The organism is Ruegeria sp. BG8 (assembly GCF_056538325.1).
In genome coordinates, this window is the sequence record NZ_JBQFSZ010000005.1 from 342,856 (window position 1) to 369,293 (window position 26,438).

28 protein-coding genes are annotated in these 26,438 nt (G+C 56.5%); 19 read left to right on the forward strand and 9 right to left on the reverse strand.

Going from position 1 to position 26,438, the window contains the following annotated elements; genetic code table 11:
- Nucleotides 1-12 precede the first annotated feature (12 nt).
- From ACR0DG_RS12895 to ACR0DG_RS12920, 6 genes are all read left to right on the forward strand, one after another.
- A complete protein-coding gene (locus tag ACR0DG_RS12895) occupies nucleotides 13-408 on the forward strand; it encodes a 6-pyruvoyl trahydropterin synthase family protein (protein ID WP_480696717.1) in 396 nt (131 codons plus the stop codon).
- Nucleotides 392-1,171, forward strand: a complete 780-nt coding sequence (locus ACR0DG_RS12900) for a class I SAM-dependent methyltransferase (protein WP_480696715.1) — start codon at nucleotides 392-394, stop codon at nucleotides 1,169-1,171. The genes ACR0DG_RS12895 and ACR0DG_RS12900 overlap by 17 nt, the downstream gene beginning before the upstream one ends.
- Nucleotides 1,172-1,210: 39 nt before the next feature.
- A complete protein-coding gene (locus tag ACR0DG_RS12905) occupies nucleotides 1,211-2,032 on the forward strand; it encodes a RibD family protein (RefSeq protein ID WP_480696713.1) in 822 nt (273 codons plus the stop codon).
- A 98-nt stretch (nucleotides 2,033-2,130) separates the two neighbouring features.
- Entirely contained in the window at nucleotides 2,131-3,096 is a 966-nt protein-coding gene (locus tag ACR0DG_RS12910) for a zinc-dependent alcohol dehydrogenase (protein ID WP_480696711.1), read from the forward strand.
- On the forward strand, nucleotides 3,093-3,932 hold the full coding sequence (locus ACR0DG_RS12915) for an inositol monophosphatase family protein (protein ID WP_480696709.1): 840 nt from the start codon (nucleotides 3,093-3,095) through the stop codon (nucleotides 3,930-3,932). The genes ACR0DG_RS12910 and ACR0DG_RS12915 overlap by 4 nt, the downstream gene beginning before the upstream one ends.
- Nucleotides 3,933-4,122: 190 nt before the next feature.
- Complete coding sequence (locus tag ACR0DG_RS12920; RefSeq protein WP_480696707.1) at nucleotides 4,123-5,154, forward strand: NADP-dependent oxidoreductase; 1,032 nt, start codon at nucleotides 4,123-4,125, stop codon at nucleotides 5,152-5,154.
- 78 nt (nucleotides 5,155-5,232) lie between these two features.
- Here ACR0DG_RS12920 and ACR0DG_RS12925 read toward each other — a convergent pair whose 3' ends face one another.
- From ACR0DG_RS12925 to ACR0DG_RS12945, 5 genes are all read right to left on the reverse strand, one after another.
- The gene (locus ACR0DG_RS12925; RefSeq protein ID WP_480696705.1) at nucleotides 5,233-5,796 is read right to left on the reverse strand and encodes a TetR/AcrR family transcriptional regulator; all 564 of its coding nucleotides are present in this window, start codon (nucleotides 5,794-5,796) and stop codon (nucleotides 5,233-5,235) included.
- Nucleotides 5,797-5,801: 5 nt separating this feature from the next.
- Nucleotides 5,802-6,863, reverse strand: coding sequence for a flavin monoamine oxidase family protein (locus ACR0DG_RS12930; RefSeq protein WP_480696703.1), 1,062 nt, complete (start codon nucleotides 6,861-6,863; stop codon nucleotides 5,802-5,804).
- A 3-nt stretch (nucleotides 6,864-6,866) separates the two neighbouring features.
- Entirely contained in the window at nucleotides 6,867-7,550 is a 684-nt protein-coding gene (locus ACR0DG_RS12935; protein ID WP_480696701.1) for an SDR family NAD(P)-dependent oxidoreductase, read from the reverse strand.
- 3 nt (nucleotides 7,551-7,553) lie between these two features.
- Nucleotides 7,554-8,222, reverse strand: coding sequence for a cupin domain-containing protein (locus tag ACR0DG_RS12940; protein ID WP_480696699.1), 669 nt, complete (start codon nucleotides 8,220-8,222; stop codon nucleotides 7,554-7,556).
- 243 nt (nucleotides 8,223-8,465) lie between these two features.
- The gene (locus ACR0DG_RS12945) at nucleotides 8,466-9,509 is read right to left on the reverse strand and encodes a LacI family DNA-binding transcriptional regulator (protein WP_480696697.1); all 1,044 of its coding nucleotides are present in this window, start codon (nucleotides 9,507-9,509) and stop codon (nucleotides 8,466-8,468) included.
- 127 nt (nucleotides 9,510-9,636) lie between these two features.
- On the opposite strand from ACR0DG_RS12945, the gene ACR0DG_RS12950 reads away from it, so the two are divergent.
- The 13 genes from ACR0DG_RS12950 to ACR0DG_RS13010 all read left to right on the forward strand — a co-directional run bounded on the left by ACR0DG_RS12950 (nucleotide 9,637) and on the right by ACR0DG_RS13010 (nucleotide 23,779).
- Nucleotides 9,637-11,142: a sugar ABC transporter ATP-binding protein gene (locus ACR0DG_RS12950; RefSeq protein ID WP_480696695.1), complete on the forward strand. Its 1,506-nt coding sequence runs from the start codon at nucleotides 9,637-9,639 to the stop codon at nucleotides 11,140-11,142.
- An 11-nt stretch (nucleotides 11,143-11,153) separates the two neighbouring features.
- Nucleotides 11,154-12,173, forward strand: a complete 1,020-nt coding sequence (locus ACR0DG_RS12955) for an ABC transporter permease (protein WP_480696693.1) — start codon at nucleotides 11,154-11,156, stop codon at nucleotides 12,171-12,173.
- Between the two features lie 21 nt (nucleotides 12,174-12,194).
- Complete coding sequence (locus ACR0DG_RS12960; protein WP_480696691.1) at nucleotides 12,195-13,241, forward strand: substrate-binding domain-containing protein; 1,047 nt, start codon at nucleotides 12,195-12,197, stop codon at nucleotides 13,239-13,241.
- A 111-nt stretch (nucleotides 13,242-13,352) separates the two neighbouring features.
- The gene (locus ACR0DG_RS12965) at nucleotides 13,353-14,114 is read left to right on the forward strand and encodes an ATP-binding cassette domain-containing protein (RefSeq protein WP_480696689.1); all 762 of its coding nucleotides are present in this window, start codon (nucleotides 13,353-13,355) and stop codon (nucleotides 14,112-14,114) included.
- Nucleotides 14,115-14,124: 10 nt separating this feature from the next.
- The gene (locus ACR0DG_RS12970) at nucleotides 14,125-15,249 is read left to right on the forward strand and encodes an ABC transporter permease (protein WP_480696687.1); all 1,125 of its coding nucleotides are present in this window, start codon (nucleotides 14,125-14,127) and stop codon (nucleotides 15,247-15,249) included.
- An 86-nt stretch (nucleotides 15,250-15,335) separates the two neighbouring features.
- Nucleotides 15,336-16,481, forward strand: coding sequence for a substrate-binding domain-containing protein (locus ACR0DG_RS12975; RefSeq protein WP_480696685.1), 1,146 nt, complete (start codon nucleotides 15,336-15,338; stop codon nucleotides 16,479-16,481).
- A 74-nt stretch (nucleotides 16,482-16,555) separates the two neighbouring features.
- Nucleotides 16,556-17,518, forward strand: a complete 963-nt coding sequence (locus tag ACR0DG_RS12980; protein WP_480696683.1) for a YncE family protein — start codon at nucleotides 16,556-16,558, stop codon at nucleotides 17,516-17,518.
- Nucleotides 17,515-18,519 (forward strand): 4-hydroxythreonine-4-phosphate dehydrogenase PdxA, encoded by a 1,005-nt coding sequence (locus ACR0DG_RS12985; RefSeq protein WP_480696681.1) that lies wholly within the window; start codon nucleotides 17,515-17,517, stop codon nucleotides 18,517-18,519. Before ACR0DG_RS12980 ends, ACR0DG_RS12985 begins: the two co-directional genes overlap by 4 nt.
- Nucleotides 18,520-18,529: 10 nt before the next feature.
- Nucleotides 18,530-19,705, forward strand: a complete 1,176-nt coding sequence (locus tag ACR0DG_RS12990; protein ID WP_480696679.1) for an L-rhamnonate dehydratase — start codon at nucleotides 18,530-18,532, stop codon at nucleotides 19,703-19,705.
- Between the two features lie 3 nt (nucleotides 19,706-19,708).
- Complete coding sequence (locus ACR0DG_RS12995) at nucleotides 19,709-20,617, forward strand: dihydrodipicolinate synthase family protein (protein ID WP_480696677.1); 909 nt, start codon at nucleotides 19,709-19,711, stop codon at nucleotides 20,615-20,617.
- Nucleotide 20,618: 1 nt separating this feature from the next.
- Nucleotides 20,619-22,121, forward strand: coding sequence for an aldehyde dehydrogenase (NADP(+)) (locus tag ACR0DG_RS13000; protein ID WP_480696675.1), 1,503 nt, complete (start codon nucleotides 20,619-20,621; stop codon nucleotides 22,119-22,121).
- A gap of 12 nt (nucleotides 22,122-22,133) precedes the next feature.
- Complete coding sequence (locus ACR0DG_RS13005) at nucleotides 22,134-22,847, forward strand: cytochrome b561 domain-containing protein (protein WP_480696673.1); 714 nt, start codon at nucleotides 22,134-22,136, stop codon at nucleotides 22,845-22,847.
- On the forward strand, nucleotides 22,847-23,779 hold the full coding sequence (locus tag ACR0DG_RS13010) for an SMP-30/gluconolactonase/LRE family protein (RefSeq protein WP_480696671.1): 933 nt from the start codon (nucleotides 22,847-22,849) through the stop codon (nucleotides 23,777-23,779). Before ACR0DG_RS13005 ends, ACR0DG_RS13010 begins: the two co-directional genes overlap by 1 nt.
- Nucleotides 23,780-23,864: 85 nt before the next feature.
- Here the strand turns inward: ACR0DG_RS13010 and queF are convergent, their stop codons facing one another.
- The 4 genes from queF to queC are packed head-to-tail and all read right to left on the reverse strand — an operon-like array spanning nucleotide 23,865 to nucleotide 26,106.
- Nucleotides 23,865-24,326: a preQ(1) synthase gene (gene queF / locus ACR0DG_RS13015; RefSeq protein ID WP_480696669.1), complete on the reverse strand. Its 462-nt coding sequence runs from the start codon at nucleotides 24,324-24,326 to the stop codon at nucleotides 23,865-23,867.
- An 18-nt stretch (nucleotides 24,327-24,344) separates the two neighbouring features.
- Nucleotides 24,345-25,055 carry a 7-carboxy-7-deazaguanine synthase QueE gene (gene queE / locus ACR0DG_RS13020; RefSeq protein WP_480696667.1) on the reverse strand — a complete coding sequence of 237 codons (711 nt, stop codon included), beginning with the start codon at nucleotides 25,053-25,055 and terminating at the stop codon, nucleotides 24,345-24,347.
- A complete protein-coding gene (gene queD / locus ACR0DG_RS13025) occupies nucleotides 25,052-25,405 on the reverse strand; it encodes a 6-carboxytetrahydropterin synthase QueD (protein WP_480696665.1) in 354 nt (117 codons plus the stop codon). Before queD ends, queE begins: the two co-directional genes overlap by 4 nt.
- Entirely contained in the window at nucleotides 25,405-26,106 is a 702-nt protein-coding gene (gene queC, locus ACR0DG_RS13030) for a 7-cyano-7-deazaguanine synthase QueC (protein ID WP_480696663.1), read from the reverse strand. The genes queD and queC overlap by 1 nt, the downstream gene beginning before the upstream one ends.
- Between the last annotated feature and the right edge of the window lie 332 nt (nucleotides 26,107-26,438).

The window sequence follows — 26,438 nt, forward strand, 5'->3', positions numbered from 1 at the left end:
ACTGGAACACATATGTTTGCTGTTGAAGTTCGCGATCACATCATGATTGCGCATTCCCTGCCTTCACCCGTTTTTGGACCCGCACAGGGCGTACATGGCGCCACTTTCGTTGTGGATGCTGCCTTTTTCACTGAGGACCTGGATGAGAACGGGCTTGTTGTTGATATCGGTTTGGCGACCGAAGCATTAACCCAAACCCTTGCCCCTCTGCGTTACGCAAATCTTGATGAGGTGCCCGAGTTCAAGGGTAAAATTACGACGACTGAATTCCTCTGCCACCATATCTGGAAGCAGCTTAGGGATGTGACCAAGACAAGTGGGTTGGGTGATAACGGCCGTGTTCGGCGTATCCGGGTGCAATTGCACGAAAGCCATGTGGCGCGTGGGTGGTATGAAGCAGACATCTGAAACCAGCTTTGAACCGGCCTGGCTAAGCCTGCGCGAACCCGTAGACCATATGGCCCGGGATGCAAGGTTGATGTCGCAAGCTGCGGCCTGTGTTGCGAAAGGTGAAACGGTGCTCGATCTGGGCAGCGGCACCGGATCGACGGCCCGCGTTTTTGCCGAGGCAGGGTTCAACGATCTAACCTGGCGGTTCGTCGACAATGATCCGGATCTTTTGCAGATGGCGCAGAAACGCCACCCTTCCGCTGAATGCGTTTTGGGTGACCTTTCGCGGATCGAGGACCTGCCGCTGGACGGTGTGGGTTTGATCACAGCATCTGCATTATTTGACCTTATGCCCGAAGATTGGGCGCGCCGCCTGATAAAATGGGCGGGCTTTGCCCGGGTGCCAATATATGCGGCGCTCAACTACGATGGCGTGATGCGCTGGTTGCCTGGCGATGAACGGGATGCGACGATTACGAATGCCTTCAATGAACATCAGCGTTGGGACAAAGGGCTGGGCCCCGCGCTTGGACCTACTGCCGTCCCGGTGATCCAAAAGCTCTGTCAGGTAGAAGGCTACGATGTCGAAACGGCCCCTAGCCCTTGGCGGTTTGGTTCGGAGCATGCTGCATTGCACGACGCGCTGCTGACCGGGATTGCTGAGGCCGCCCAAGAAGCCGGCGCTGCCTGTGCTGCATCTTGGGGGCAGGACAAACGAAGCGCTGTGGCAGAAATTCAGGTGGTCATTGGGCATACAGATATTTTGGCGATACCCAGATGAGAGACCGACAAATGCCGAGCTCAGATTGCGGAGAATCCAATGCACCAAGTTGACGTAACACCCAGAGTTTGGGACCGTATTCTTGCCGTGCGAACAGGTGATGGATGCCTTTGCGGAAGCGATTGGACTGCAGGCGAAAAGCAAGCGCTTGCTTTGTATGGATCGCTTGCGCAGCCAAAATCGCAGACACAGGTGGTGGCACAGATTGGACAATCTCTGGACGGTCGTATTGCAACCGTTTCGGGGGATGCAAAGGACATTTCGGGACGGGACGGCTTGACACATCTGCACCGTCTTCGCGCCTTGTCGGATGCCGTCGTCATTGGTGTAAAAACCGCTTTGCACGATAACCCGCGCCTGACTGTGCGTATGGCCCGCGGCGAAAACCCCGCCCGTGTGATCATCGATCCGAACGGACGCATGCCAGACGACATTGGTTTGATGCAAGACACCAGCGCACGCACCATCGTGATTCAGTCCGTCGAAAAGCAACGGCCCAAGCATGTTGAGGTGATCAAACTACCGCGGACGGGATGGATTTCCCCGGCTCGTATTCTGGAAACGCTTCGCCAGCGGGATTTGCATCGGGTTCTGATCGAAGGTGGTGGGATCACGATCGCTCAGTTCCTTGAAGCGGGGCTTTTAACGCGTCTGCATGTGGCGGTCGCACCGCTTCTTATCGGGGCTGGGCCGCAAGGTTTAACCACTTCGCCGGTTGCTGATCTGACACAGGCGTTGCGACCTAAAACCGATGTGTATGGTTTGGGGTCGGATGTCTTGTTCGACTGCACGCTTGTGCCGGCGCATCAGCAGATGGGCGCGTACCCGCTGCCTTGCCGAACAGCGCGTCATGCGTCTTAATTGTTGGTCCAAGCTGCATGCATTCTGCGTGGCTTTTGATTTTATTGAGGTAAAGCAGTGTCGTACCCTCTTGATTGCATAACCGGGGTGGCAGGTGGATGACGACTCCAAAGGCATTTTGGGTCACAGAAGCGGGGAAGGCAGAAATCCGCAGTGTCGGTTCTAACGATAGCTCTGATCTGATCAGGGTCAGTACGCTGTATTCCGGGATTAGCCGCGGCACTGAGCGGTTGGTGTTCCGCGGGCAGGTCCCGATCAGTGAGTTTGAAACCATGCGCGCACCTTTTCAGGAAGGGCAGTTCTCATTTCCGATCAAATACGGATATTCGGCAGTGGGCACCGTGGAAACCGGACCAAGACAAGGTGAGGTGATCTTTGCGTTGCACCCACATCAAACCGATTTTTTCATCCCTTCCGAAGCGGCCATAGGGCTTGGCCCGGACGTTCCACCGGAGCGCGGTGTTTTGGCGGCCAATATGGAAACCGCGCTGAACATTGTGTGGGACGCCGGTGTGCGCCCCGGAGACAGAATTGCCATTGTAGGTGCCGGAGTCGTTGGTGCTCTGGCAGGTTATCTGAGTGCCAGAATCGTGGGTACTGACGTTTGTCTGATTGATATCGATTCAACAAAATCCGACTTAGCGCAAAGACTGGGCTGTGATTTTACAACGCCAGATGATTTGCAGACGGATATGGATGTCGTTATTCACGCCTCGGCGACATCCGAGGGTCTTGCAACAGCGATTTCGGTGGCTGGTTTGGAATCAACTATTGTCGAAGCCAGTTGGTATGGAACGCAGCCGACGACTGTACTGCTGGGGGCGCAGTTTCATCAAAAACGTCTACGGATTGTCAGTAGCCAAGTTGGTCGAATACCCGCGACTATGGCTCCGCGTTGGACTTATAGTCGGCGGTTAGCCAAAGCGATCGAGTTTCTCAGCGATCCAGCGCTGGACGCATTGATTTCCGGCGAGACCGCGTTCAATGACCTGCCCAATGCATATGCGGCGATCCTGGATGACCCCAACACGTTGTGTCACAGGGTTAGGTATTCGCAGCCATGACGAATACAGGGGATTTGAACGCGCAGCTTTCAGCAGATGCATCGGAACATTTGCGCGTTATGGCACAGGCCGCGTGGCAGGCCGGTCAGGGATTGCGGTATGCCTATGAAAACCGCCAGGACTTAACCGTTACACAAAAGACGAAAGGTGATTTTGTTTCGGACGCAGATCGCAATGCCGAGGCCGCGATCGCCCGCGTCCTGACAAACGCCTTCCCCGACTACGGCTGGCAAGGCGAAGAAACCGGAGATCGACCAAGTGCAAACGGTGATTTGAAGTGGGTTGTCGATCCGTTGGATGGAACGACAAATTTTTTGAAAGGCATTCCGCATTGGGCAGTGTCGATTGCCTTATGTAAGGGTGATGATGTTCTTGCCGGCTTGATTTATGACCCGTTAAAGGCAGAACTTTTCTCGGCCGAAACAGGGTGCGGGGCGTATTTGAATGGCAAGGCCATCGCCGTCAGCGATGAGGCTGAGCTTGCGTCTGCTTTGTTTGCAACAGGTGTACCCGCAGGTGGGCGGGTGACGTATTTGAAACCAGCCTTGGGCGATCTGGAGCGGCTTATGCCGAAATGTGCCGGAATTCGCAGGGCAGGGGCGGCAGCTCTTGATTTGGCATATGTCGCGGCGGGTCGACTGGAAGGATACTGGGAAAGAAACCTTGGTACTTGGGACATCGCTGCGGGTATGGTTTTGGTTCAGGAGGCTGGCGGAGTTGTGCAGCCGCTCTGGTTGGATCGCAGCATCATGTCGTCGGGTTCGATCCTGGTCAGTAACCAAGCATTGGCCGAGGAGCTTATGCAAAACGTCCGTTCCTCGTTCCACAATCCTTAGCCCGAACATAGGTTGGGTCGCCCTCTGTAACTTAAAACTTTTGGTGGTTGGTCAAAACGCTACTGCCTTTAGTGCTCTAAGAAACCCGGTGTTCTAACGTTGGGTTTTCTGCCGGAAATGTCTCGTTTCACTTGCATACCCCTCAGCTAAGGTTTCTGGTGCAGATCAACAGTTCTTCAGGAGGATCGCAATGCCACAAACCGCCGACACAAACCGCCGTATCGTCCTTGCTGAACGACCAAATGGGCAGCCCGATGAAAACACGTTGCGGCTTGAAACCACAGATATCCCAGAGCCTGGTCCCAACGAAATGCTGGTGCGCACAGTTTTTCTGTCGCTTGACCCCTATATGCGCGGCCGGATGAATGACGCCAAATCATACGCAGAACCAGTTCCGATTGGTGGTGTCATGACGGCACAGGTCGTGGGGCAGGTGGTGACGTCTAACCTTGAAGGATATGAAGCCGGGGATTTCGTCCTCAACATGAGCGGTTGGCAAGACTACGCGGTCTCGGACGGAACGCAGGTTGTTAATCTTGGCAAGTCGCCGGAAAACCCATCATGGTCATTGGGTGTCTTGGGAATGCCTGGATATACCGCCTATGCAGGTTTGCTGAAGATTGGTGAGCCGAAGGCGGGTGAAACTGTTGTTGTCGCTGCTGCTGCGGGGCCAGTTGGCGCAACCGTCGGACAGATCGCAAAGCTCAAGGGGTGCCGCGTGGTCGGTATCGCAGGTGGGCCGGAAAAATGCGCTCATGTCGTCCAAAACTTAGGGTTTGATGCCTGTCTGGATCATCGGTCCGACGATTTGGCGGCGCAATTGAAAGAGGCATGCCCAGATGGGATTGATGTTTACTTTGAAAACGTCGGCGGCAAGGTCCTGTATGCAGTGTTGCCGCTTTTGAACCCGTTTGCGCGTGTACCTGTTTGCGGGATCGTCTCCTGGTACAACTTACCGGGCCTTCCTGATGGGCCGGATATGGCCCCGGTAATCATGGGAACTTTGCTGCGCATGAAGGTCAAAATGCAGGGGTTCATCATCTTCGATAACTTCGGTCCCGAAGTGTATCAGGAGTTTGTTCAGGACATGACCGGCTGGCTTCGGGATGGTGCAATTTCCTACAAGGAACACGTGGTCGAAGGCCTAGAGAACGCCCCAGATGCGTTCAACCAGCTGTTGGCAGGCGGCAATTTCGGCAAGATGGTCGTAAAGGTCGCGTGACTTAAGACTGCAGGCGATGGGTCGTTAGGTGCCATCGCCTGCCTCATAGAACAGGCGAAACCATGGGTCTGTCTGAGGCTAACAGCGTGATTGCAAAACGCCCATGGCATCGTCAAATGCTTTGACATCTTCTTCGGCTCGTGCGGTCAGATGTGCGCCTTCCAACAAAGCCAGCGTCGCGCGGGCTTCGGCCATAGGATCGGTGATACCTATGATTGACCGGTCTTCTAGGCCCAGTTCAAACACGGATTTGATCTGAGTGGTCATCATGGCCCGGAAGCTTCGAATTTTCTCGATCACGTCCTCTGAAAGGCTTTCACGGCTCCCAATCAGCGACACGCATAAACAGAGGGTTTTACCCTCGTTCAGTGCACTTCGGTAAAGCGAGATGAACGCCTGCAATTGCTGCGCACCAGTCGCCTTCGCAGCCCTGATGCTATTGCAGTCGGCCTCCAGAACCTGATGATACCGATCCATCAAAGCCGACGACAAAGTGGCCTTGGTCGGAAAATGGTAATGGATCGAGGCTTTGCGTATACCCACAGCCGCTGCCAGGTCGGCGTAGCTAAAGCCATCGAACCCACGCGCACGCACGGCATGTTCTGCAACATCCAGCAAAGCGGTTTTGGTGTCGCTCGCCATAGGCGTCAAACCTTTTCCATCATCACCTGCGCCAACGCGTTTTCTGCCGCTTCCAACGCCCCTTCGAGGTATCCGCCGAACTGCGGCGCAACTTCGGTTCCAGCAAAGATCAACCGACCCTGCCAGAGGTTATGTAGTTCACGAGGCAAGCCGTATCGCGGGTGGGCAAATAGCGGTTGGTGGTCCTCTTGTGTGGCAGTGTAAGGGTCAAAGGCCCAATCCTTTATCATCAGCGTCTTTGGATCGGCAGCTTCGGGACCAAACAACCGGATGAGCTGATCCAGTACAGCCAGCCGCAGTCGCTGTTCGTCCTGCCGGGCCTGTGGCGGTACGCCAATGAACCCAAACAAGGCATAAGGACCACCGCTTTCGGGCGATGCGTCGTGGATTTCGACCATTGGGCCGCGACGACTCATTGCGTCGCCCGATAAACCGGCGACCCTCCAAAACGGCTGCTCGTAAACTGCGACCGCCTTGGCTTGTCCAGCCATCCACGTCGCGATTCCTGTCATCGCCGCTTGGGTTTCTTGCGGCATTGCCGGAGAAAATGACAATGCGCTTGCCACCCTAGGCGGCAAAGCCAGAACGACTTTTTCGGCGTGGATGTCCTGACCAGATTGGGTGGTTGCTATTACCCCGCTTTCGGTTTTTGTCAGACCCTTTACGGGCGACGACATCAACAACCGTTTTTCCGGCAAGCCTTCGACCAGTTTGTGGGTCAAAAGGCCAAGCCCGCCTGACAGGCGATACGACCCTTGCATTGAAGAAAAACCTTTGTCGCGTTCGACGCGGCCATCTTCGTTTTCATAAACAAACGTGCCACTTGAATATTGTTCAAACCATCCCAACCCTAGGTTTTTAAGTAATGCGGCGATGCGCGGTTGCCCCGGCCAGAACCAGGCCGGTCCCAGATCAAAGTGCCCATCATCGACCGTTTCGGCCAGAATCCGTCCGCCCGGGCGCTCGCGTGCTTCGACCAACAGATAGTCGTGACCTTGCTCTTCCAATTGCGAGGCAAGGCTCAGCCCTGACAATCCAGCCCCTATGATCAGGGTCTGCGCGTGCATGTTTCAGAAACCCTCGGACGCTGGGCGAAGGTCCAGTTCATGGGTCCATGTGGACTGAGGTTGATGCGCAAGCTGCCAATAAGCCTCTGCAATTTCGTCCGGTTTCATCATTTTCGCCGGGTCCAGGCTGTGCAGATCTCGGGATCGGGGCGTATCAATGATACCGTCCAGGATTACATGCGAAACATGCACACCCGCAGGCTGGTATTCGCGTGCCAGAGACTGGGTCAGCCCGCGCAGGGCAAATTTAGCCGACGCAAAGGCTGAGAACCGCGCCCCGCCCCTTAGGGAAGCCGTTGCACCGGATACGATCAATGCTCCACCGCCTCCTTGGACCATGGGTTGAAGGACGCTTTGTCCAACGACGGCCAAGGTTTGGACCATCGACGTCCAGGTTCTCTGATAGTCTTCCAGATTTGTTTCGGCAAAAGGCGCGATCACCAACTCGGCCGTGTTGTGCACAACTATTTTGGGCGGGCCGTATGTTTCGATCAGGTCAGAAATGATCGGAGCGACACTATCCGGGTCGGACAGATCGACTTGATGAAATGGAGCCACCGTTTCCTCGGGTCGGGTGCGACCCAGACCAATGGCGGTCATTCCGCCCTGTTCAAAACGCGCGAGAAGAGATTGGCCAAGGCCGGCCCCTGCGCCAGCGACAAGCGCTAAAGGTCTATCATTTGTCATAAGTTATACCGCCGGTGGTTTAGCAAAGGGCAGATGCCCGGTTTTCATCCAAAGCTTAGCACCGCCGGCGCCCGCAAGGACAGTTAAGGGCGCGCCTTCTGGCAAGCGCAGCCAGTCGTGTTTGTTCAAAATGTCGCCATCTGCTGTAAGCGAGCCATCTATAACCAAAAGCTCTGTACCGCCTGATGCTGTCGAAGTCATCGTGGCCCCGGCATCCAGGTGGCTATAGGTGACAACCTCGCGCGGGTCTTTGTGCAGGATTGCCGTAGCTACTCCATCCACGGGATCGCTTAGCTCATCCGCCATGGTTTTGCGGAATTGCGTTCGATCGTCCATGTCAAATTGCCATAGTTTAACAAAGATCGTGCATCCGGGTTCTGACCCAGGCGTGTGCTTGGAGGTTGGAGGGTTGCGCACATAGGTTCCGGTAGGAAAATCTCCGTGCTCGTCTTGAAAAACGCCGTCCAGAACGATGAATTCCTCGCCGCCCGTGTGTGTATGAGCTGAAAACTTGCTGCCAGGTGCATAACGCACGATTGTCGTTGCCCGCGCGACCTCACCACCCATGCGATCCAGCATTCGGCGATCTACACCCTTCATGGGGGAGGCCTGCCACTCAAGCTGATCCGAATGCACAACCACGCGGGACGAAAAGTCCGAGTTGAGTTCCATGAAAGATTGTCCTTTCGATTGGGTGCTTCTGGGTTCACTCTCTGGTTTGCAGCTGGAATAAACCTATTAGTAGGTAGGTAGCAAATCAAGTTCGCGTTAACGGGTATTTTGTGGGGCCTTGGATCTCGTTTGGGATCAGGTCTGATGTTGGTGATTAAACGGAGTTGGTTCGTCAAAAGATTACCGTATTAGACATTCGTCTAGCGGTAATTATAGAGCCAGAGTTCCAGACTTCCCGCTCGTTTATGAGCTCGCTTTCCCGACAGTGCTGCCGGGAATTAACCTGAAGCCTACGTCTTTCGCTGATTTGACAGGTTCACCATTGATCTGAGCCAGCACCATCTCGGCGGCAATTTGACCGATTTTCAGATGGGGTACGGCGATCGAGGTCAGACGGTATGGCTGAATTGCAGAAATCGGCAGATCTCCCCAGCCTGCGATGCCGATATCTTCGGGAACGCGCAGACCTACTTTTTGCACGTATTGCAGACCACCGACAGCCATATTGTCGTTTTGGTAAAAGATCGCCTCAATATCGCGATGGGCAGCCAAAAGCTGCTCAGTCCCGTAAAACCCGGTGTAGAACCCGGGCGTATCTTTCAGCAGCAGTTGCTTTTCAAGGCGTCCGTTTGCGTCCTCGACAGCTTTGGAGAACCCGTTCAGGCGGGCCGTCGCAGCGTTGGCGACATCATGGGACGTGCCGACATAGCCAAACTTCCTGTAGTCCATTCCGGCCAGATACCGCCCCATGCTGTAACCACTATCAAAGTGGTTCAGGCCGACACACATGTCCAAGGGGCTGGAATTGAAATCCCAGATTTCCACCAAAGGAATCCCAGCACCGCGCAGCATCTGTATGGCCTTGGGGCTGTGCGAACGTCCGGTGACGATTAGCCCGGCAGGCTGCCACGACAATACGGTTTCGATCCATTTCTCTTCGTGATCGATTTCATGTTCCGTCAGGCCAAGAACTGTTTGATGCCCGAACGCGCCCAGTTTGCGGTCGATCCCTTCCAGCACTTGTGCAAAGATCTCATTGCCAAGCTCAGGGATGCTGACACCGACAAAAGTAGACTTTTTGTCCCCCGCAAAAACCGTCGCCAAGCGATTCGGCAAGTAGCCCAAACGGTCGACTTCGGCCATCACCTTGGCGCGGGTCTTTTCGGAAAATCCGCCTTCATCGCGCAAGACTCGGCTGGCGGTCATCTTTGACACGCCCGCGGCCTTGGCAACCTCGGCAAGGCTTATTTTATTGTTTTTGCTAGATTTATCCGGATCGCTGCTCATTTACGTTACGGGTAACTCTTTTTTATTGACATCTGAGTGGCCTGAGAGAATGCTAACGTAACGTTACGGGTAACTCAATACGTTGTTGAGGAGCAGCAGAGTTACCGCGATCTGGGAGGAGGCTGCCGTGCCCGGCACTGCACAAAACAATCTGTTCTTTGACGGGATAAAGAAGCATTTTGGAGGCACCTATGCCTTGCGGGATGTATCCCTGAATATCGAACGCGGCGAAATCGTTGCCTTGTTGGGTGAAAACGGCGCGGGTAAATCGACGCTGATCAAGATATTGGGTGGCATCCACAAGGCCGATGAAGGCCGTGTTCTGATTGACGGTCATGCCTACGAGCACCGCCCGGGCGGTTTCGGTGAGCGGCAGTCTGTGGCCTTCATTCACCAGGACCTGGGCATGATCGAATGGATGACGGTTGCTGAAAACATCGCGTTGGCGCTGGGTTATTCGCGCAAGAACGGTTTGATCAACTGGAAGACTGTTGATGAATTTGCCCAACAAGCTTTGGACAAGGTCGGGTGTGACTTTGACCCGACGACGCGGGTGCAAGACTTGTCACGCACCGAAAAGTCTCTGGTTGCCATCGCGCGGGCGCTTGCCGTCGATTGCGACTATTTGGTTTTGGATGAGCCCACAGCGTCGCTGCCTGCCGATGAGGTTGAGCGTTTGTTCGAGGCTTTGCGCCCGCTGAAAGAACAGGGCGTTGGAATGATCTATGTCTCACACCGGCTGGACGAGATTTTCCAAATTGCCGATCGCGTCGCGGTTTTGCGTGATGGTGAGTTGGTGGGTTTGCGCAGCATTGACCACACAACGCCCGAAGAACTGGTTTACATGATCGTTGGGCGTAAGACCCGGCAAGTGATCAAACCTGACACGCCACCCGGCGAAACCATTCTGAAGGTCGACGGCCTGAACATGGACGCCGCCCACAATGTCAGTTTCAAGCTGCAGTCAAATGAGATTGTGGGTTTGGTTGGTCTGCGTGGTGCGGGGCATGAAAACGTATCGCGCGCCCTTTTTGGGGCCGAGGTTTTTGATGGGAAAATCTCGCTGCATGGCGAGACACCTGATCTGAGTTCACCACAGACTGCCATGGCATCAGGTATTGGTTTGGTCGCGCGGGACAGAACCGAGGAATCGGTGGCTATGTCGCTGACCATTCGGGAAAACACATTTCTCAATCCGGCTGCCATCGGGCGATCGCTGTTGTCCTTCATGAGCCACCGCTCGGAAACCGATAGCGCAGCGCGTATTGGTGCCGACGTTGCTCTGTCACCAAATGACCAGAGCATGGCCATCGAAAGCTTGTCGGGCGGCAACCAGCAAAAGGTTGTAATCGGTCGGTGGTTGGAGACAAAGCGTAAGCTTTTGATTTGCGAAGACCCGACTGCCGGCGTGGATGTTGGCGCGAAAGCGGAAATCTACGCCCTGCTGAACAGGGCAATGGAAGACGGCGTAGGCATCATCGTTGTGTCGACTGATTTTGAGGAAGTCGCCGCCATTTGCCACCGCGCCATCGTCTTTAGTCAGGGCCAGATCGTGCAAGAGCTGACGGGCACTGAACTGACAACCGAAAACCTCATACAGGCAGCCTCGGCGTCGAACGCTGTTGCGAGTTAAGGAAAACGAAGATGCAATCGCTTGAATCCAACGCATTGGAACCCACAAAGGCCGAGCTGAAAAATGCTTCGCTCAAGACCCGTATTCTCAGGTTTTTGCCTGTCTATGGGTTGGTGTTGTTGACCGGGTTTCTGATCATCCTGTTTTCCATTTTGTTGCCGAATACATTCCCGACGTTGTTGAACCTACGGGCGATTATTTCGGACAAGGCGATCATTGCCTTGTTGTCGCTGGGCGCAATGATCCCGATGGCCGCCGGACGGATCGACCTGACGGTCGGGTACGGTATCGTGCTGTGGCACATTTTGGCGATTTCCTTGCAGACTCTGTACGGCATACCCTGGCCGATTGCTGTGGCGATTGTCCTATCGCTGGGCTTGCTCACTGGGTTTCTGAACGGTCTGTTGGTTGAGGTTGCCAAGATCGACAGCTTCATCGCCACGCTGGGCACCGGTACGGTTCTGTATGCGCTGGCCCTATGGCACACCGGTGGTCGCCAGATGGTTGGTGCCTTGCCCGAGAGTTTCTATGCAATCAACGGCACCTTTGTCTTCGGCCTGCCAATCACCGGGTTCTATGTGCTGGGGATCACGGTCGCGATGTGGCTGATCCTGGAATACACGCCCATTGGTCGGTACCTCTATGCGATTGGTGCCAACCAGCGCGCCGCGCAGCTGAACGGTATCCCGACGCGCAAATTCGTCATCGGCGCCTTCATGTCATCGGGCCTGATCACCGCCTTTGCCGGGGTGTTGCTGGCGTCGAAACTGCGGATCGGGCAAGCCTCGGTCGGTTTGGAATTCCTGTTGCCTGCTTTGGTTGGGGCCTTCCTTGGCTCGACCACTATCAAGCCGGGACGTGTGAATGTTTGGGGAACAGTCGTGGGTGTCGCGATCCTGGCTGTTGGTATCTCGGGCATTCAACAATTCGGTGGGTCCTTCTGGGTCGAGCCGATGTTCAACGGTGTCACGCTTCTGATCGCAATCGGCATTGCCGGTTACGCACAGCGGCGCAAAGGCGCCAACAAGTAACAACGCATAAGGGAGGAGATTATGCTGAAACGGACGTTCATGGCGGTATCCGCCGCTGCCCTTCTGACCGGTCTGGGTGTGCCTGTGGTGGCCGAGACCGCCTTTGACGGGCCAACCACTGGCCCCAAGGCCGCTGAGGGTAAGTCAATCGTAGTCGTCGCTGCAGACCTGAAAAACGGCGGTATTCTGGGTGTGACCAACGGAGTGGAAGAGGCCGTTGACGCCATCGGCTGGGAAGTACGGGTTTTGGACGGCGCGGGCTCGATCCAGGGTCGGACCGGGGCGATCGGTCAGGCGCTGGCCTTGCAGCCCGACGGCGTCATCATCAACGGCTTTGACGCTGTAGAACAGCAGGCCGCGCTAGAAGGCATCGTGGATGCGGGCATTCCGATTGTCGCGTGGCATTCGGGCCCCAAGATTGGTTGTGATGCGCCGGGCGGTATCTTTGCGAATGTCTCAACTGACGCAATGACCGTCTCCGAGGTGGCTGCCGAATGGGCCATGGATGACGGCGGTGATGGCGTGGGTGCGATCATCTTTACCGACTCGACCTATCAGATCGCTATCGACAAGGCCGACCGCATCAAAGAAACCATCGAGGCCGCCGGTGGTAAGGTGCTGGAATATGTGGATACACCCATCGCCGATACATCCGCCCGCATGGGGCCGCTGACAACCAGTTTGTTGCAGAAATACGGTGATCAGTGGACGCATGCCTTGGCAATCAATGACCTCTATTTCGATTTCATGGGCCCGGCATTGGCTGCTGCGGGCATTTCGTCCGATGACGGCCCGCAGGCGGGATCTGCTGGTGACGGTTCCGAGGCTGCGTTCCAACGTATTCGCAGCGGCAACTATCAGACCATCACCGTGGCCGAGCCGCTGAACCTGCAGGGTTGGCAACTGGTGGATGAGCTGAACCGCGCCATTCAGGGCGAGGCGTGCTCGGGCTATATCACATCGCCCGCGCTGGTGACTGAGGCCGGGCTGGCCAAGCTGGGTGACAGCAACCAGTTCGACCCGGACACCCCGTACCGCGAGGCGTATTCGAAAATCTGGGGCAAGTAACCCCGCGGGTGGTCCCGGCATCGGGGCCACCTCCAACTGAGATGACACAGCGCAGAGTGCTCAAGTGGTCCTTTGACCACCATGGCGGAGCTTTGCGCAGAGGAGGAAACCATGAGCGATCAGCCATTGGTTGAAATGAAGTTCATTACCAAGCGGTTCGGTGGTGTGACTGCGCTGCAGGACGTAGACCTTGCGGCCTATGCGGGCGAAGTGCTGGCGATTGTTGGTGACAACGGGGCGGGTAAATCGACACTGATCAAGATCCTGACCGGGGTTTATCAGCCAACAGAGGGGCAGATCTTTCTGGATGGTCAGCCGCTGGAAATGGCCAGCCACTCCGATGCAATCGCAAACGGAATAGACGCGGTCTATCAAACACTGGCCTTGGCAGATCATCTGACACCAGCGGCCAACATGTTCTTGGGGAATGAACTCACCACAAGCTTTTTCGGGATCCCCTTTCTGGACAATAAACGCATGAAGTCCGAGGCTGCCCGCGTTCTGGAAGAACGTCTGGGTGTTCGGCTGCGGTCCATGGATGTGATGACTGAAAGCCTGTCGGGTGGGCAAAGACAGGCCGTTGCGATTTCGCGGGCCGTCTACCACGAAGACCTGCGTTTGCTGGTGATGGACGAACCGACCGCCGCTTTGGGCCCGCAAGAGACTGCGCGGACACTGAAACTGATCAAGGCACTGCGTGAACAAGGGCTCGCAGTTATCCTGATCTCACACTCGCTGGATGACGTGTTCGAGGTGTCTGATCGCATCCATGTGCAGCGCCGCGGACGTGCCGTTGGTGTGGTCAAAACAGCCGAAAGTTCGGTGCAAGATGTTCTGGGCCTCATCGTCGGTGCCCAGGATGCGGCTGCGTGAGGAGAACCAGATGTCGACAACAACCACGCATCCCGAACGAACCATCATGGACCGGCTGGAGCCCTATCTGGCTTTCATTGGTCCGATGGTCATGATCCTCGCGATCCTGATTTTCATGGGGATTGCGGAACCCGCTCGGTATTTTCGCCTGACAAACCTGAACCTGATCTTGCTGGATGCGGCGCTATATATGCCGATGGCCATGGCGATGACCTTTGTGATCACGCAGCGCGGGATTGATCTGTCGATTGGCTCGGTCGCGGCACTGTCGGCCATTCTGATGGCGTTTCTGGTCAAGCAATATGGGTTTCCCGCGTGGATCGCCGTGCCGCTGGCCATTCTGATGGGCGCAATCATGGGCCTGATCAACGGTCTGGTTATCACCCGGTTCAAAGTGCCGGACTTAATCGGCACGCTGGCCATGGACCTTGTCTATCGCGGTCTGGCGCTGGTCATTGCCAAAGGTCTGGTGCTGGCGCGTTTCCCCGATCTGATCACTGAGATCGGGCGCGGCCAAATCCCCGGCTTTATCCCCGTGCCTGTCGTGCTCGGCCTGATCACCATGGCCGTTGGCTATGTGGTTCTGACCCGCACCTATTTCGGACGCTACACAATTGCCATCGGTTCGAACCCCGAGGCCAGTGAGATGACCGGCGTCGCGGTCGATCGCCACAAGATATATGCTTATGTGCTGATGGGCGCTGCGGCGGCAATGGCGGGCGTGATGCTGACGGGTAAACTGAACGCGATCCAGGCGACCTCGGCCCCATATTTCAACCTGCACGTCATCGCGGCGGTGGTTGTGGGCGGAACGTCCCTGTTCGGCGGACGGGCCTCGATGCTGGGTTCGCTGGCCGGTGTGTTGCTGCTGTCGATGATGATCAATGCGCTGGTGACTTTGCGGATCGAATTCTTCTGGCAATCCGTCGCCTCGGGCGTGGTGATCGTCAGCTCGGTCGCGCTCTACACCTGGATGCAGAAGAAGGACCGGGATGGCGCGCATGGCCTGATGTCTGCGCTGCGTAGCAAAGAAGCACAAAAACTCATCCGTTTTTCAGCCGCGCTGATTGGCGCACTGATCCTGTTGCTGGCCCTTGGGGCGGGACTGGCAACCGCGCCTACGCCAAGCGGCTAAGGCAACAAAAAAGATGGTGCGCCGAGAGGTAGGAGCCTCGGCGCACCTGCAAGACCCCACAATGTTCGCGAAAGGGAGGACTTACCGTGAAACAATTGAACAAAGCACTACTGACGACAAGCGCGTTTTGCCTGTGTGCAGCGGCCGCCATGGCAGAAAGCAATCTGCCACTCAGGGAACTACCGGGCATCGCAGATCGCGATTACTGGGTGCCGGGTGAAGTGAATGCTGAAGGTAAGCTTGAGGCGCTGCAGGCGACCACTGGCGCCGCAGCCGTGCCTTATTCCGGTGCACAGGACGGGCCGCTACAGATCGCGCTGATTTATCCGTCTGCGGATACCTCTGACTTTTGGGCGCGCAACTACCTGGCGATGACAAAACGTCTGGATGAGCTGGGGATCGAGTATGAAACGACCGAATTCGCCAGCCGCCAGATCGAACACAGCCTGCAATCGACCTATGCCAATCAGGTGGTGCAGGATGCGGACCTGTATGACTTCGTCATCTTCGGCCCGTCGGAGCTGGCCATTCAGGCCGACAATATCGACAAGATGGCTGGTAATGATGGCTTTGCCACATTCGTCTGGGCCTTTCACACGCCGCCCAAGGATCTGACCAATCAGCCTGACGCGTGGTTCGACTTCAGCTCAGCCGCAGGTGCGCTGACCATGTGCGACTATATGCTGGAGCGTCTAGGCAACGATGTGACAATGGCGATGAACCGCGGCATTCCGGGTATCACCGACGATCAACGCTCGGGCGATTTCAAGGCCTGCGTTGAAGATAAAGGAAACTGGACCACCGTTTACGAACACTATGGTGAATATCAACGTGAAGGTGGCTTTGAGGGTACCAGCCTGATCCTGCAGGCCTATCCAGAGGCGACGATCATCCACAACGCGAACACCGCGATGGCGATGGGATCCGTTGAAGCTCAGGTTGCGGTCGGCAAAGAGAAAGACGTTTTCTCCACTGGCTGGGGCGGCACAGGCCTTGAGCTGGATGCGATCCGCCGGGGTGAGCTGGACGCGACACCCATGCGTATGGGCGATGACGTAGGCGCGGCCACCGCCGAGGCGATCAAGGCGCATATGGAAGGTCGTCAGGACGAATTGCCCTTTGTATTTCTTGGCCGGATAACGGTTGCTCATGACCAGATGAGCGCCGATGAGTTAAACGCGCTGGAACAGGAAGCATTCCGCTTTTCGGGCGTTGGAGCTCTGGAACGCTGAGAAACCATCCGTGGCCAGCTTGCGAGTGGCTGGCCACGGATACCAATGAAAAGTTGCGACCGGAGGAAGTTTGAATGGCGCAATCCATGATGTTGATCGAGAAGTGCAGCCACTGTGTGAGTTGGTATGACATTGAAACCGGCGCCCTGCAGGGGCGTTTGGATTTGCCGCATTTCCCTCATGAATTCGTTGTCGACGCAGATTTCCACTATGCCTATGTCGGCCATTACGGCGTGCAGAACTCGGGCATTGATGGCATTGATGGCCGTTCCGTCATCGTGATCGACATCCGCAAACAAGAAATCGTGCACACCTACGATCTGGGCGAACACGCACGCCCGCATGGTATCGGGTTGGACGGGCAGGGGCGGCTTTATGTCCTGTCGGAATGGACTGGTCATCTGCTTGTAAAAGAAAACCCGCGTGCCTTCGATCAGGGATGGGATCACATCACCCCCACGGGGGGCACAAAATGCCATCTGTTCGCGCTGACCAAGGACGGGCACACGGCCTATTCGATGAACCTGACCTCGGGCGATGTGACGGTGTTCAACCCTTATGACGCTTCGGTTGCGCCGATCTCGATCAAGACCGGACAAAAGCCCGAGGGGCGGTGCCTGCGTGAAGATGTGCACACGCTTTATACCTCGCAACGCATTTCGAACACGGTCGCGGTGATCAATACCGACACGCTTGAGATCGAGCGCACCTTTCCAACGCCGGATGATCCCTGCCGCATTTACTATGACGGAAAACGCAACCGGCTGGTGACGATGAACCATTTCGGCGGCTCGTTCTCGGTCTTTGATGAAGCGACGGGTGAGATGCTGCACGAACAGAAAACCCCGGCAAATCCGCTGGCGCTATGCATCGATGACGAGGCCGCATTCGCCTATATCGCCATCGATTGCGAGCAGGTGCAGCGGTTCAACCTTGATACGTTCGAAGTGGTGCAGACCTTTGACACGGGCGAGGAACCGGACGTGATGGTCATCCTGCCCGATGGATTTTCCAAACACTGGGAGAATGCGGCATGACCAAGCCCCGTATTGCCATAGTCCCCGGAGACCCGTCCGGTATTGGGCCCGAGTTGATTGCCAAACTGCTCAATCAGGAGGGCGTGCAGGACGCTGCCGATATCGTGTTGGTCGGTGACAGCCACCTATGGCAGCGCGGCGCCGAGCAGGCCGATCTGGAGGTGCCTTTGAACACGGTGGCCGAGGTGGCGGGTCAACCTGGTCTTAGCCATCTAGAGCTGGATACGATCGCACCCGAAGACGTGCAGATCGCCGAGGTCACGGTTGAAGGGGGCACCACCGCGCTGCGCTGTCTGGACAAGGCGTTGGATCTTGCCATGGCGGGTCAGGTGGACGGCATCCTGTTTGGCCCCTTCAACAAGGCTGCGATGACCGCTGCGGGCCTGAATGCCGAAGATGAGCACCGCTATATGGCGCGGTACATGGGGCATACCGGTTATCACTCGGAACTGAATGTTCTGGATGAGTTGATGACGACCCGTGTGACCTCTCATATCGGGCTTAAGGACGTGGCGGCCAATATCACCGAAGAGGGGATATTGAAGGCTGTTAATCTGGCCAATGACACGCTGCGCAAGGCGGGCAAGGCGCGCCCGAATATCGCGGTTGCGGCGTTGAATCCGCATGCGGGCGACAATGGCAAGTTTGGTCGGGAAGAGATCGACATTCTGGAACCTGCCGTCCGCAAGGCGCAGAAAAAACAGATGAATGTGACGGGGCCGTGGCCCTCGGACACGGTGTTCCTGAAGGCGCAACGCGGTGAGGTGGATGCTGTCGTGACCATGTATCACGACCAGGGCCAGATCGCGATCAAGCTGATGGGTTTTGAACGCGGTGTGACCGTCGCAGGCGGGCTGCCCATCCCGGTCGCAACCCCAGCCCATGGAACCGCTTTTGATATTGCCGGACAGAACAAGGCCAATCCGGGCGCAACACGGCAGGCGTTCGACCTGCTGGTGCGCATGGCCAAAACACATCGCGCCGAACGCAGCGCGGACTGAGAGGACCAAGATGACCAAGATTAAATCCGTACGCACCCGCGTCTGGAACTGGACCGGCCCCACCGTGCCACCCACCGGCAATTTCTGCACCAACGCCTCGGACGCGCTCTATGAAAAGGGCGATGCGATGTCGTCCTTCCGGTTCCACCAATGGCTGACCTGCGAGATCGAGACCGATGACGGCACGGTGGGCATCGGCAACGCAGCCCTCGCGCCCTCGGTTGTCAAAGCTGCGATTGACGAATGGTTCGCCCCGCTGGTGATTGGGGAGGACCCGTTTGACTACGCCTATCTGTGGGAGAAAATGTATCGCCGCAGCCACGCCTGGGGGCGCAAGGGGATCGGGATGATCGCGATCTCTGCTGTTGATCTGGCGATCTGGGATCTGATGGGCAAGCTGGCCGGTAAGCCCGTGTTCAAACTGTTGGGCGGACGTACCAAAGAAAAGATCCCGGTCTATTACTCCAAGCTTTATTCCGGCCCCATCGACGTGATGCAGGCTGAGGCCGCCGAGGCGCAAAAGAACGGCTATTCCGCCTATAAGATGCGGTTCGGCTGGGGGCCCAAGGACGGCATGGCGGGCATGCGCGAAAACCTCAAACGGGTTGAAGCTGTGCGTGAGGTTATCGGCTATGACGCCGATCTGATGGTCGAATGTTATATGGGCTGGAACCTGGACTACACCAAGCGGATGCTGCCCAAACTGGTCAAATACGAACCCCGCTGGCTGGAAGAGCCGGTGATTGCCGATGATGTTGAAGGCTATCGTGAGCTGAACGCGATGAACATCATCCCGATCTCGGGCGGGGAGCATGAATTCTCGATCATCGGCTGCAAGGACTTGATTGAGAAAAAGGCCGTCAGCGTCCTGCAATATGACACCAACCGCGTAGGCGGCATTACGGCTGCACAAAAGATCAACGCGATTGCCGAGGCGCATCAGATACCGGTCATCCCGCATGCCGGGCAGATGCACAACTATCACCTGACCATGGCCAACGCGAATTGCATGATCAGCGAATACTTCCCCGTCTTCGATGTCGAGGTGGGGAATGAGCTGTTCTACTATATCTTCGAAGGCGACCCCGAAGCTGTGGACGGCTTCCTTGATCTGGATGACAATAAGCCCGGTCTGGGGATTGAGATCACGGACAAACACCTGAAACACTTTGAGATTACGGAGTAATCCATGAGCTATACCGGTATCTGGCCCGTTGCGCCGACACCGTTCCACGATGACGGCACGCTTGATCTGGAAGGGATGAAGCGCGTTCTGGATTGCCTGATCGATCAGGGCGCGGACGGGATTTGCGTGCTGGCCAATTTCTCGGAACAGTTTCTGATCTCGGACGAGGAACGCGCGATCCTGACCCGGCTGAGCCTTGAGCATGTCGCAGGACGTGTGCCGATGATCGTGACGATCAGCCATTTTGCAACCCAGATCGCGGTTGAACGGGCGCAGTTCGCCAAGGATCTGGGTGCGGATATCGTGATGATGATGCCGCCCTATCACGGGGCGCTTCTGAAGGGGAATGCACAGCAGACCTATCAACAGTTTGCAGCAGTGGGCGAGGTCGGCATTCCGATCATGGTGCAGGATGCACCTTTGTCGGGTGTCGACCTGCCGGTGCCTCTGCTGGTGCGTATGGCGCAAGAGATCGAGATGGTGAAACTGTTCAAGATCGAATGCCCCCGTGCGGCCAACAAGCTGCGGGCGCTGATTGCCGAAGGCGGCGAGGCGATTGAGGGCCCCTTTGATGGCGAGGAAGGCATCACCTTGCTGGCCGATCTGGATGCAGGGGCCACGGGGTCTATGACCTCGGGCATGATCGTGGATCAGATCAAGCCGGTGATCACCCATCACCACGCGGGCCGCATTGACGAGGCGACCGCCGCGTATGGCCGTGTAGCGATGGTGATCAACCATGAAAACCGTCAATGCGGCTGGCAATCCTGCAAGGCCGCGATGGTCGAAGGTGGGGTCATCGGATCCGAATTCTGCCGCCACCCGATTGATCCGCTGCAACCGGCGATCCGTCAGCGTTTGATAGACCTTTTGAAACCACTGGACCCGATGGTCCTGAAATGGGGAAAGTAAGATGATCCTTGGACAAAACCTGATCGACGGCAATTGGGTCGGATCAGATAACCTGCGCGCTTCTGACGACCTTGAGGGCCAAAGCTTTGCGCAAGCCACCACTGCGCAGGTGAATGAGGCCTGCAAGGCCGCACGGCGCGACTTCCGCGCCTATTCCGGCAAATCACGGGCTGAGCGTGCGGTGTTCCTGCGCGCGATTGCCGACCAGATGGATGTGTTGGGGGATGAGATTACCCAAACCGGCATGGCCGAGACTGGCCTGCCCGAAGCACGGCTGGTGGGTGAAAGAGGTCGCACCACAGGCCAGCTGCGCATGTTCGCCGACCTGATCGAAGACACCCATTACCTTGATACCCGTAAAGATGGCGCAATCCCCGATCGGACACCTCTCCCCCGTCCTGATCTGCGCCTGACGCACAAAGCTATTGGCCCCGTGGCCGTCTTTGGTGCGTCGAACTTCCCGCTCGCCTTCTCCACGGCGGGCGGGGACACCGCTTCGGCCTTGGCCGCAGGATGCCCGGTCATCGTCAAGGGCCACAGCGCCCATGCCGGTACCGCCGAACTGGTCGCCCAAGCCATCTCCAAGGCCATCGAGATTTGCGGCATGCCCTCAGCCACATTCCAGATGGTGCAGGGATCGGGGCGTGAGGTCGGCTCGGCCCTCGTCCAGCACCCGGACATCACCGCAGTCGGCTTTACCGGATCGCTTGCCGGGGGCAGGGCGCTTTACGATCTGTGCCACGCGCGCCCCAATCCGATCCCGTTTTATGGTGAGCTTGGGTCGGTCAACCCTATGTTCTGTTTGCCAGCCGCGATGGAAGCGCGTGCCGCTGAAATCGGCGCGGGCTGGGCGGCTTCGCTAACTATGGGAGCAGGGCAGTTCTGCACCAATCCCGGCGTTGCGGTCATGGTCAAAGGCCCCGCAGCAGACGCGTTGGAAGCCGCCTGTGTCGCCGCATTGAATGACACTGCGGAGCAGAAGATGCTGACCGACGGTATCCACGAGGCCTATGAACAAGGCGTTCGTGAATTCCGTGATCTGATGACCGAGGTTACGTCCTGCAGTGCAGCGACCGGCAAACGCGCGGCGGTGCCGGCATTGTTCAAAGTCAACGCTGCAGAATGGATGGCAAACCCCAAGCTGCAACACGAAGTGTTTGGCGCTGCTGGCATTATCGTCCTTTGCGATGACACTGAGCAGATGCAACAAGTGGCGGAATGTCTGGAAGGGCAACTTACGCTGACCTTGCACATGGACGATTCAGATGCCGCGTTGGCCAAGTCTCTGATGCCAATTCTTGAGGAAAAGGCAGGTCGTCTGTTGGCTAACGGCTATCCTACAGGGGTCGAGGTTTGCTCTGCCATGATGCATGGCGGACCCTATCCGGCCAGTACAGATGTTCGTGCAACATCGGTTGGGACACTGGGCATCGTGCGGTGGTTAAGACCTGTGAGCTATCAGAACATTCCAGACATCCTGTTGCCTGACGAGCTTAAAGGCTAGGGCTGGTCGCGTATGACAGAATGGCTGCTGTCACCCATTGATGCAGGGCGGGGCCACGATGTTGGTTTCGCCCTGTCGTGGCACGCACGCCTGATGGTGTTGGGGTGGGGCATAATTTGTCCGGCGGCCATAATCGCAGCACGTTACTTCAAAATAATGCCGGGGCAGGACTGGCCCAGGGAACTGGATAATCCAACCTGGTGGCATATCCATCGCTTCGGGCTGGGGTTTGTGCTGTTTGTGTCGGTGCCTGCGATTTTGATCCTATGGTTTGGGCCGAATACTGACCCCGCGCCACACCGATTTCTTGGGTACCTTGTGCTGAGCTTTGGAGCAGTTCAACTGCTTGGCGGTCTCGCCCGCGGTACCAAAGGTGGCCCGACCGATCCTGTTAGCGGGGCAGGGGACCATTTTGACATGACCCGCCGCCGACAAATCTTTGAACGCATCCACCGTGCTATAGGATACGCCGCTATTCCGGTTCTGGTCGGCGCTATCTTATCCGGGTTATGGGCGGCAAATGCCCCTCGGTGGATGTGGCTGGCCATAGTCATATATTGGTTCGTTCTTGGCATTATAGCTTTGCGCTTAGAGCGTCAGGGCAGGGCTTTTGATACCTACCAAGCTATTTGGGGACCGGACCCAAATCTTCCGGGCAACGATATGCCAAAGGCAGGATGGGCTACGATCAGACCGGGCGATATGCCTGAGAAAGGGACTGAATAATGTTTGGCGTGCTGGATGGTACAGGGTTCGAGGTTATCGAAAAGGAATTTGGGGCCTGCTTTATTGGCCATGCGCGGGTCGAAAGACTATGGACCGGTGCGCGCTGGTCCGAAGGCCCCGCTTGGTTCGCGGCAGGGCGCTATTTGGTTTGGTCCGATATTCCCAATAACCGTCTGATGCGTTGGGATGACACGGATGGCTCCGTCTCTGTTTTCCGCCAACCGTCAAACAATACAAACGGCAACACAGTTGATGCGCAAGGACGGTTGGTATCCTGCGAACATCTGACCCGCCGTGTGACCCGCACAGAACATGACGGCTCAATCACTGTTCTGGCTGACGCGTGGCAGGGCAAGCGTCTGAATTCTCCGAACGATGTTGTTGTGAAATCCGATGGGTCCGTCTGGTTTACCGATCCATCCTACGGGATCATGATGGATTATGAAGGCGAGCGCGCCGAAAGCGAAATTGGAGCCTGCCATGTCTATCGTGTTGACCCGGACACTGGCGAGGTTGTCGCTGTAGCAACCGATTTTGTGAAACCCAACGGCTTGGCGTTTTCCCCAGATGAAAGCACGCTATTCGTGTCGGACACTGGCATAACACATGATCCTGATGGGCCGGCTCATATCCGCAAATTTGCTGTCTCAACGGATGGTAAAACCCTGAGCGGAGGAGAGGTGTTTGCCGAATGCTCTGCCGGTGTGTTTGACGGTTTCAGACCCGACCGGCATGGCCGCATCTGGAGCTCGGCGGCCGATGGAATCCATTGTCTGAACCCGCAGGGTGACTTGATCGGAAAGGTTCACATCCCCGAGATGGTCGGCAACGTCTGTTTCGGAGGGGCGAAGTTGAACCGCTTATTCGCTGCGGGTACCAGCTCGTTGTACTCAGTGTATTTGAACGTAAACGGATGTGGATTGCCGGGCTAAAAGCCTAAGCTGAGGGTGGTCCAACCCCTAACTGATCCAGTTCAGCTAGTGAGTATGAACCACCCAAATATAAGCGCTGTAAACCTTATCCGCGACCGCGATAGGGTGGAACCCCCTGATCCGGGATCCAGACGTGAGACGGTGTTTCAGCCGTTTGCCAGAACACGTCGATGGGGATGCCGCCGCGTGGGTACCAATACCCCCCAATTCGCAACCAGCGTGGGTCCAAAAACGAAACCAGACGGCGCGCTATAGAAACAGTGCAGTCTTCGTGAAAGGCACCGTGGTTGCGGAACGATCCAAGGAACAGCTTCAGGGATTTTGACTCGACCAGCCAATCGCCGGGCACATAGTCGATCACCAGATGCGCAAAATCTGGTTGTCCGGTCATGGGGCAAAGCGACGTAAATTCAGGTGCGGTAAACCGCACGCAATAGTCGATGTCCGCCTGCGGGTTCTGGACACGTTCAAGTTCGGCTGCTTCGGGCGATGCTGGCAGTTCGGTTTTGCCGCCAAGTTGTGTCAGGTCGCTGTAGATGGTTTCCATATCAAACTCCTTCGCGGGTCAAACCCCGCGTTTATTGCCCCACAATAAGACGTGCAGCTGTGGTAAGACTCTGGGGCTGAACCAACCGTCGGCGGTGACTTTCTCGACCAGCCAAAGCAAACGATCCGACAGGGCTTGCGGATCGACGGGAAGGTCGGGGTCAACCTCGGCATTGCCCGGTTGCAGGTACAAGGGCAGAGAGGGGTAGCGTTTTGCTACTGCGCGCGCCCAGTCATAGTCGGTGTCGTCAAAGACAACGATCTTAAGCACAGTTTTCGCGCATGATTCTGCGGCTACGAGGCATGCGTCAAACGCGGCCCAATCCACGTTTTCCCCGCTCGAGGGTGGCTTTGGGCTGAGCACCAGTGTATCCAGGTCGCCAAACCAAGGTTTCGCAATCGACCCCTGGGTTTCGCAGGCAAAACGATACCCATCGGCCATGCCAAGAGCGATCAACGGCGCAAAGTTCTGGATTGCCGGGTTCCCCCCGGACAAAGATACCGTAAGGGGGCGCCCGCCGGAAAGCTCGCGCACCCGGTCCCATACGGAGTCGGTTGTCATGGCAGCCCATTCGTTGCGATAAACGGGGTCAACCGCATGCACGCTGTCGCACCAGCTGCACCGATAGTCACACCCGCCCGAGCGAACAAAGACTGTGGGCTCTCCGATCAGTGCGCCTTCGCCCTGAATGGTCGGCCCAAAGATTTCAGCGATGCGCAACCGGGTCACGGGCGATACTCAGCCCAGGTTTTCGGCGTTTCACTGACCCGGACGGCGGCCGTTTCGGGCCAACGCGCCACACACCACTCATAGAAGTGACGCGCTAGGTTCTCGGCGGTCGTCAGTATGTTCATCACATCGTTGAGGTGGCGATGATCAAACGTGTCGTCGATATAAGTCTTGAGGGACTTCAGCTCACCATAGTCGCGAACGAATCCATCGCGGTTCAGGTCCTTTGCGGCCAGCTCGACCTCGACCACATAGTTGTGGCCGTGCATCCGGGCGCATTGATGATCCTCGGGCAGGTGGGTCAACTGGTGGGAGGCCGAAAAATGAAACTCTTTGGTGATCCGGTACATCAGGCGCTTTCCTTCTGAGCCGTGGCCGACATCCAGAAATCGGGGTCTTCATAAACCGTTGGGTCCGATATACCGGCCAAATGGAACGCCTCGCGCCGTTCAACGCAGGTGCCGCAGCGGCCGCAGTGATGCTCGCCGCCTTTGTAGCAAGACCAGGTCTGGGCAAACGGCGTATTCACGCGCGCACCTTCGGTCACGATATCAGCCTTGCTGCGATGGACAAACGGCGTGAACAGAGACACGTCGGCGTACCCGTCCAAAGCCTGTTTTTGCATGGCTTCAAACGCTTGGGTAAAGGCCGGGCGGCAATCTGGATAAATAAAGTGATCCCCACCATGTACCGCAGTCGCTACGGCATCCGCCCCGCGCGCCGCAGCCGCGCCAAACGCGACCGTCAACATGATTGCGTTTCGGTTTGGTACGACGGTTACCTTCATACTTTCTTCGGCGTAGTGCCCGTCAGGCACATCCACATTGTCTGTCAGAGCGGACCCGGTCAGCACTGCGCCAACTGGCCTGAGGTCGATGATGTCATGGGGCACACCAAGACGCTGTGCGCAAGCAGCGGCATAGTCCAGTTCTTTGCGGTGGCGCTGCCCATAATCAAATGAGATCAGACCAAAGAGGTGGTGATCACTTGCCACAATATGCGCCAGCGATACCGAATCCAGCCCGCCTGAGCAGATTACGATCGTTTTCATATTTTGAACCCTTGTTTTGTTACCCGGGTAGGCTGCGACCGGGATGGGGCCTGTTACACCCGTCGCGTCAGGGTGCCAAGTCACAATTCCGAGGTTGTTATGAAAGCGCGTTGCGAAATGCACTCGAAAAAATTAGGCGGGTTTTTCAGGAAATTGGCGCTTTAGGTTTTAGTATTTGACACGCTACCCTACTAAGCTGCTGAGCAGACGCAGCAATGGCTATCAGTAAGCCTGACGAGTTGTTACGATTAATAAAGTAGACCCTGGGCGCGATGGGCGTATTTCTTATAATGGACTGATTAGGGCAATTTCATTCATCCTTGAACGAAAAA

Coding starts and splice junctions, on each gene's coding strand:
- ACR0DG_RS12895 (WP_480696717.1), top strand. CDS start 13: ATGTTTGCTGTTGAAGTTCGCGATCACATCATGATTGCGCATTCCCTG.
- ACR0DG_RS12900 (WP_480696715.1), top strand. CDS start 392: ATGAAGCAGACATCTGAAACCAGCTTTGAACCGGCCTGGCTAAGCCTG.
- ACR0DG_RS12905 (WP_480696713.1), top strand. CDS start 1,211: ATGCACCAAGTTGACGTAACACCCAGAGTTTGGGACCGTATTCTTGCC.
- ACR0DG_RS12910 (WP_480696711.1), top strand. CDS start 2,131: ATGACGACTCCAAAGGCATTTTGGGTCACAGAAGCGGGGAAGGCAGAA.
- ACR0DG_RS12915 (WP_480696709.1), top strand. CDS start 3,093: ATGACGAATACAGGGGATTTGAACGCGCAGCTTTCAGCAGATGCATCG.
- ACR0DG_RS12920 (WP_480696707.1), top strand. CDS start 4,123: ATGCCACAAACCGCCGACACAAACCGCCGTATCGTCCTTGCTGAACGA.
- ACR0DG_RS12925 (WP_480696705.1), bottom strand. CDS start 5,796: ATGGCGAGCGACACCAAAACCGCTTTGCTGGATGTTGCAGAACATGCC.
- ACR0DG_RS12930 (WP_480696703.1), bottom strand. CDS start 6,863: ATGCACGCGCAGACCCTGATCATAGGGGCTGGATTGTCAGGGCTGAGC.
- ACR0DG_RS12935 (WP_480696701.1), bottom strand. CDS start 7,550: ATGACAAATGATAGACCTTTAGCGCTTGTCGCTGGCGCAGGGGCCGGC.
- ACR0DG_RS12940 (WP_480696699.1), bottom strand. CDS start 8,222: ATGGAACTCAACTCGGACTTTTCGTCCCGCGTGGTTGTGCATTCGGAT.
- ACR0DG_RS12945 (WP_480696697.1), bottom strand. CDS start 9,509: ATGAGCAGCGATCCGGATAAATCTAGCAAAAACAATAAAATAAGCCTT.
- ACR0DG_RS12955 (WP_480696693.1), top strand. CDS start 11,154: ATGCAATCGCTTGAATCCAACGCATTGGAACCCACAAAGGCCGAGCTG.
- ACR0DG_RS12960 (WP_480696691.1), top strand. CDS start 12,195: ATGCTGAAACGGACGTTCATGGCGGTATCCGCCGCTGCCCTTCTGACC.
- ACR0DG_RS12965 (WP_480696689.1), top strand. CDS start 13,353: ATGAGCGATCAGCCATTGGTTGAAATGAAGTTCATTACCAAGCGGTTC.
- ACR0DG_RS12970 (WP_480696687.1), top strand. CDS start 14,125: ATGTCGACAACAACCACGCATCCCGAACGAACCATCATGGACCGGCTG.
- ACR0DG_RS12980 (WP_480696683.1), top strand. CDS start 16,556: ATGGCGCAATCCATGATGTTGATCGAGAAGTGCAGCCACTGTGTGAGT.
- ACR0DG_RS12985 (WP_480696681.1), top strand. CDS start 17,515: ATGACCAAGCCCCGTATTGCCATAGTCCCCGGAGACCCGTCCGGTATT.
- ACR0DG_RS12990 (WP_480696679.1), top strand. CDS start 18,530: ATGACCAAGATTAAATCCGTACGCACCCGCGTCTGGAACTGGACCGGC.
- ACR0DG_RS12995 (WP_480696677.1), top strand. CDS start 19,709: ATGAGCTATACCGGTATCTGGCCCGTTGCGCCGACACCGTTCCACGAT.
- ACR0DG_RS13000 (WP_480696675.1), top strand. CDS start 20,619: ATGATCCTTGGACAAAACCTGATCGACGGCAATTGGGTCGGATCAGAT.
- ACR0DG_RS13005 (WP_480696673.1), top strand. CDS start 22,134: ATGACAGAATGGCTGCTGTCACCCATTGATGCAGGGCGGGGCCACGAT.
- ACR0DG_RS13010 (WP_480696671.1), top strand. CDS start 22,847: ATGTTTGGCGTGCTGGATGGTACAGGGTTCGAGGTTATCGAAAAGGAA.
- queF (WP_480696669.1), bottom strand. CDS start 24,326: ATGGAAACCATCTACAGCGACCTGACACAACTTGGCGGCAAAACCGAA.
- queD (WP_480696665.1), bottom strand. CDS start 25,405: ATGTACCGGATCACCAAAGAGTTTCATTTTTCGGCCTCCCACCAGTTG.
- queC (WP_480696663.1), bottom strand. CDS start 26,106: ATGAAAACGATCGTAATCTGCTCAGGCGGGCTGGATTCGGTATCGCTG.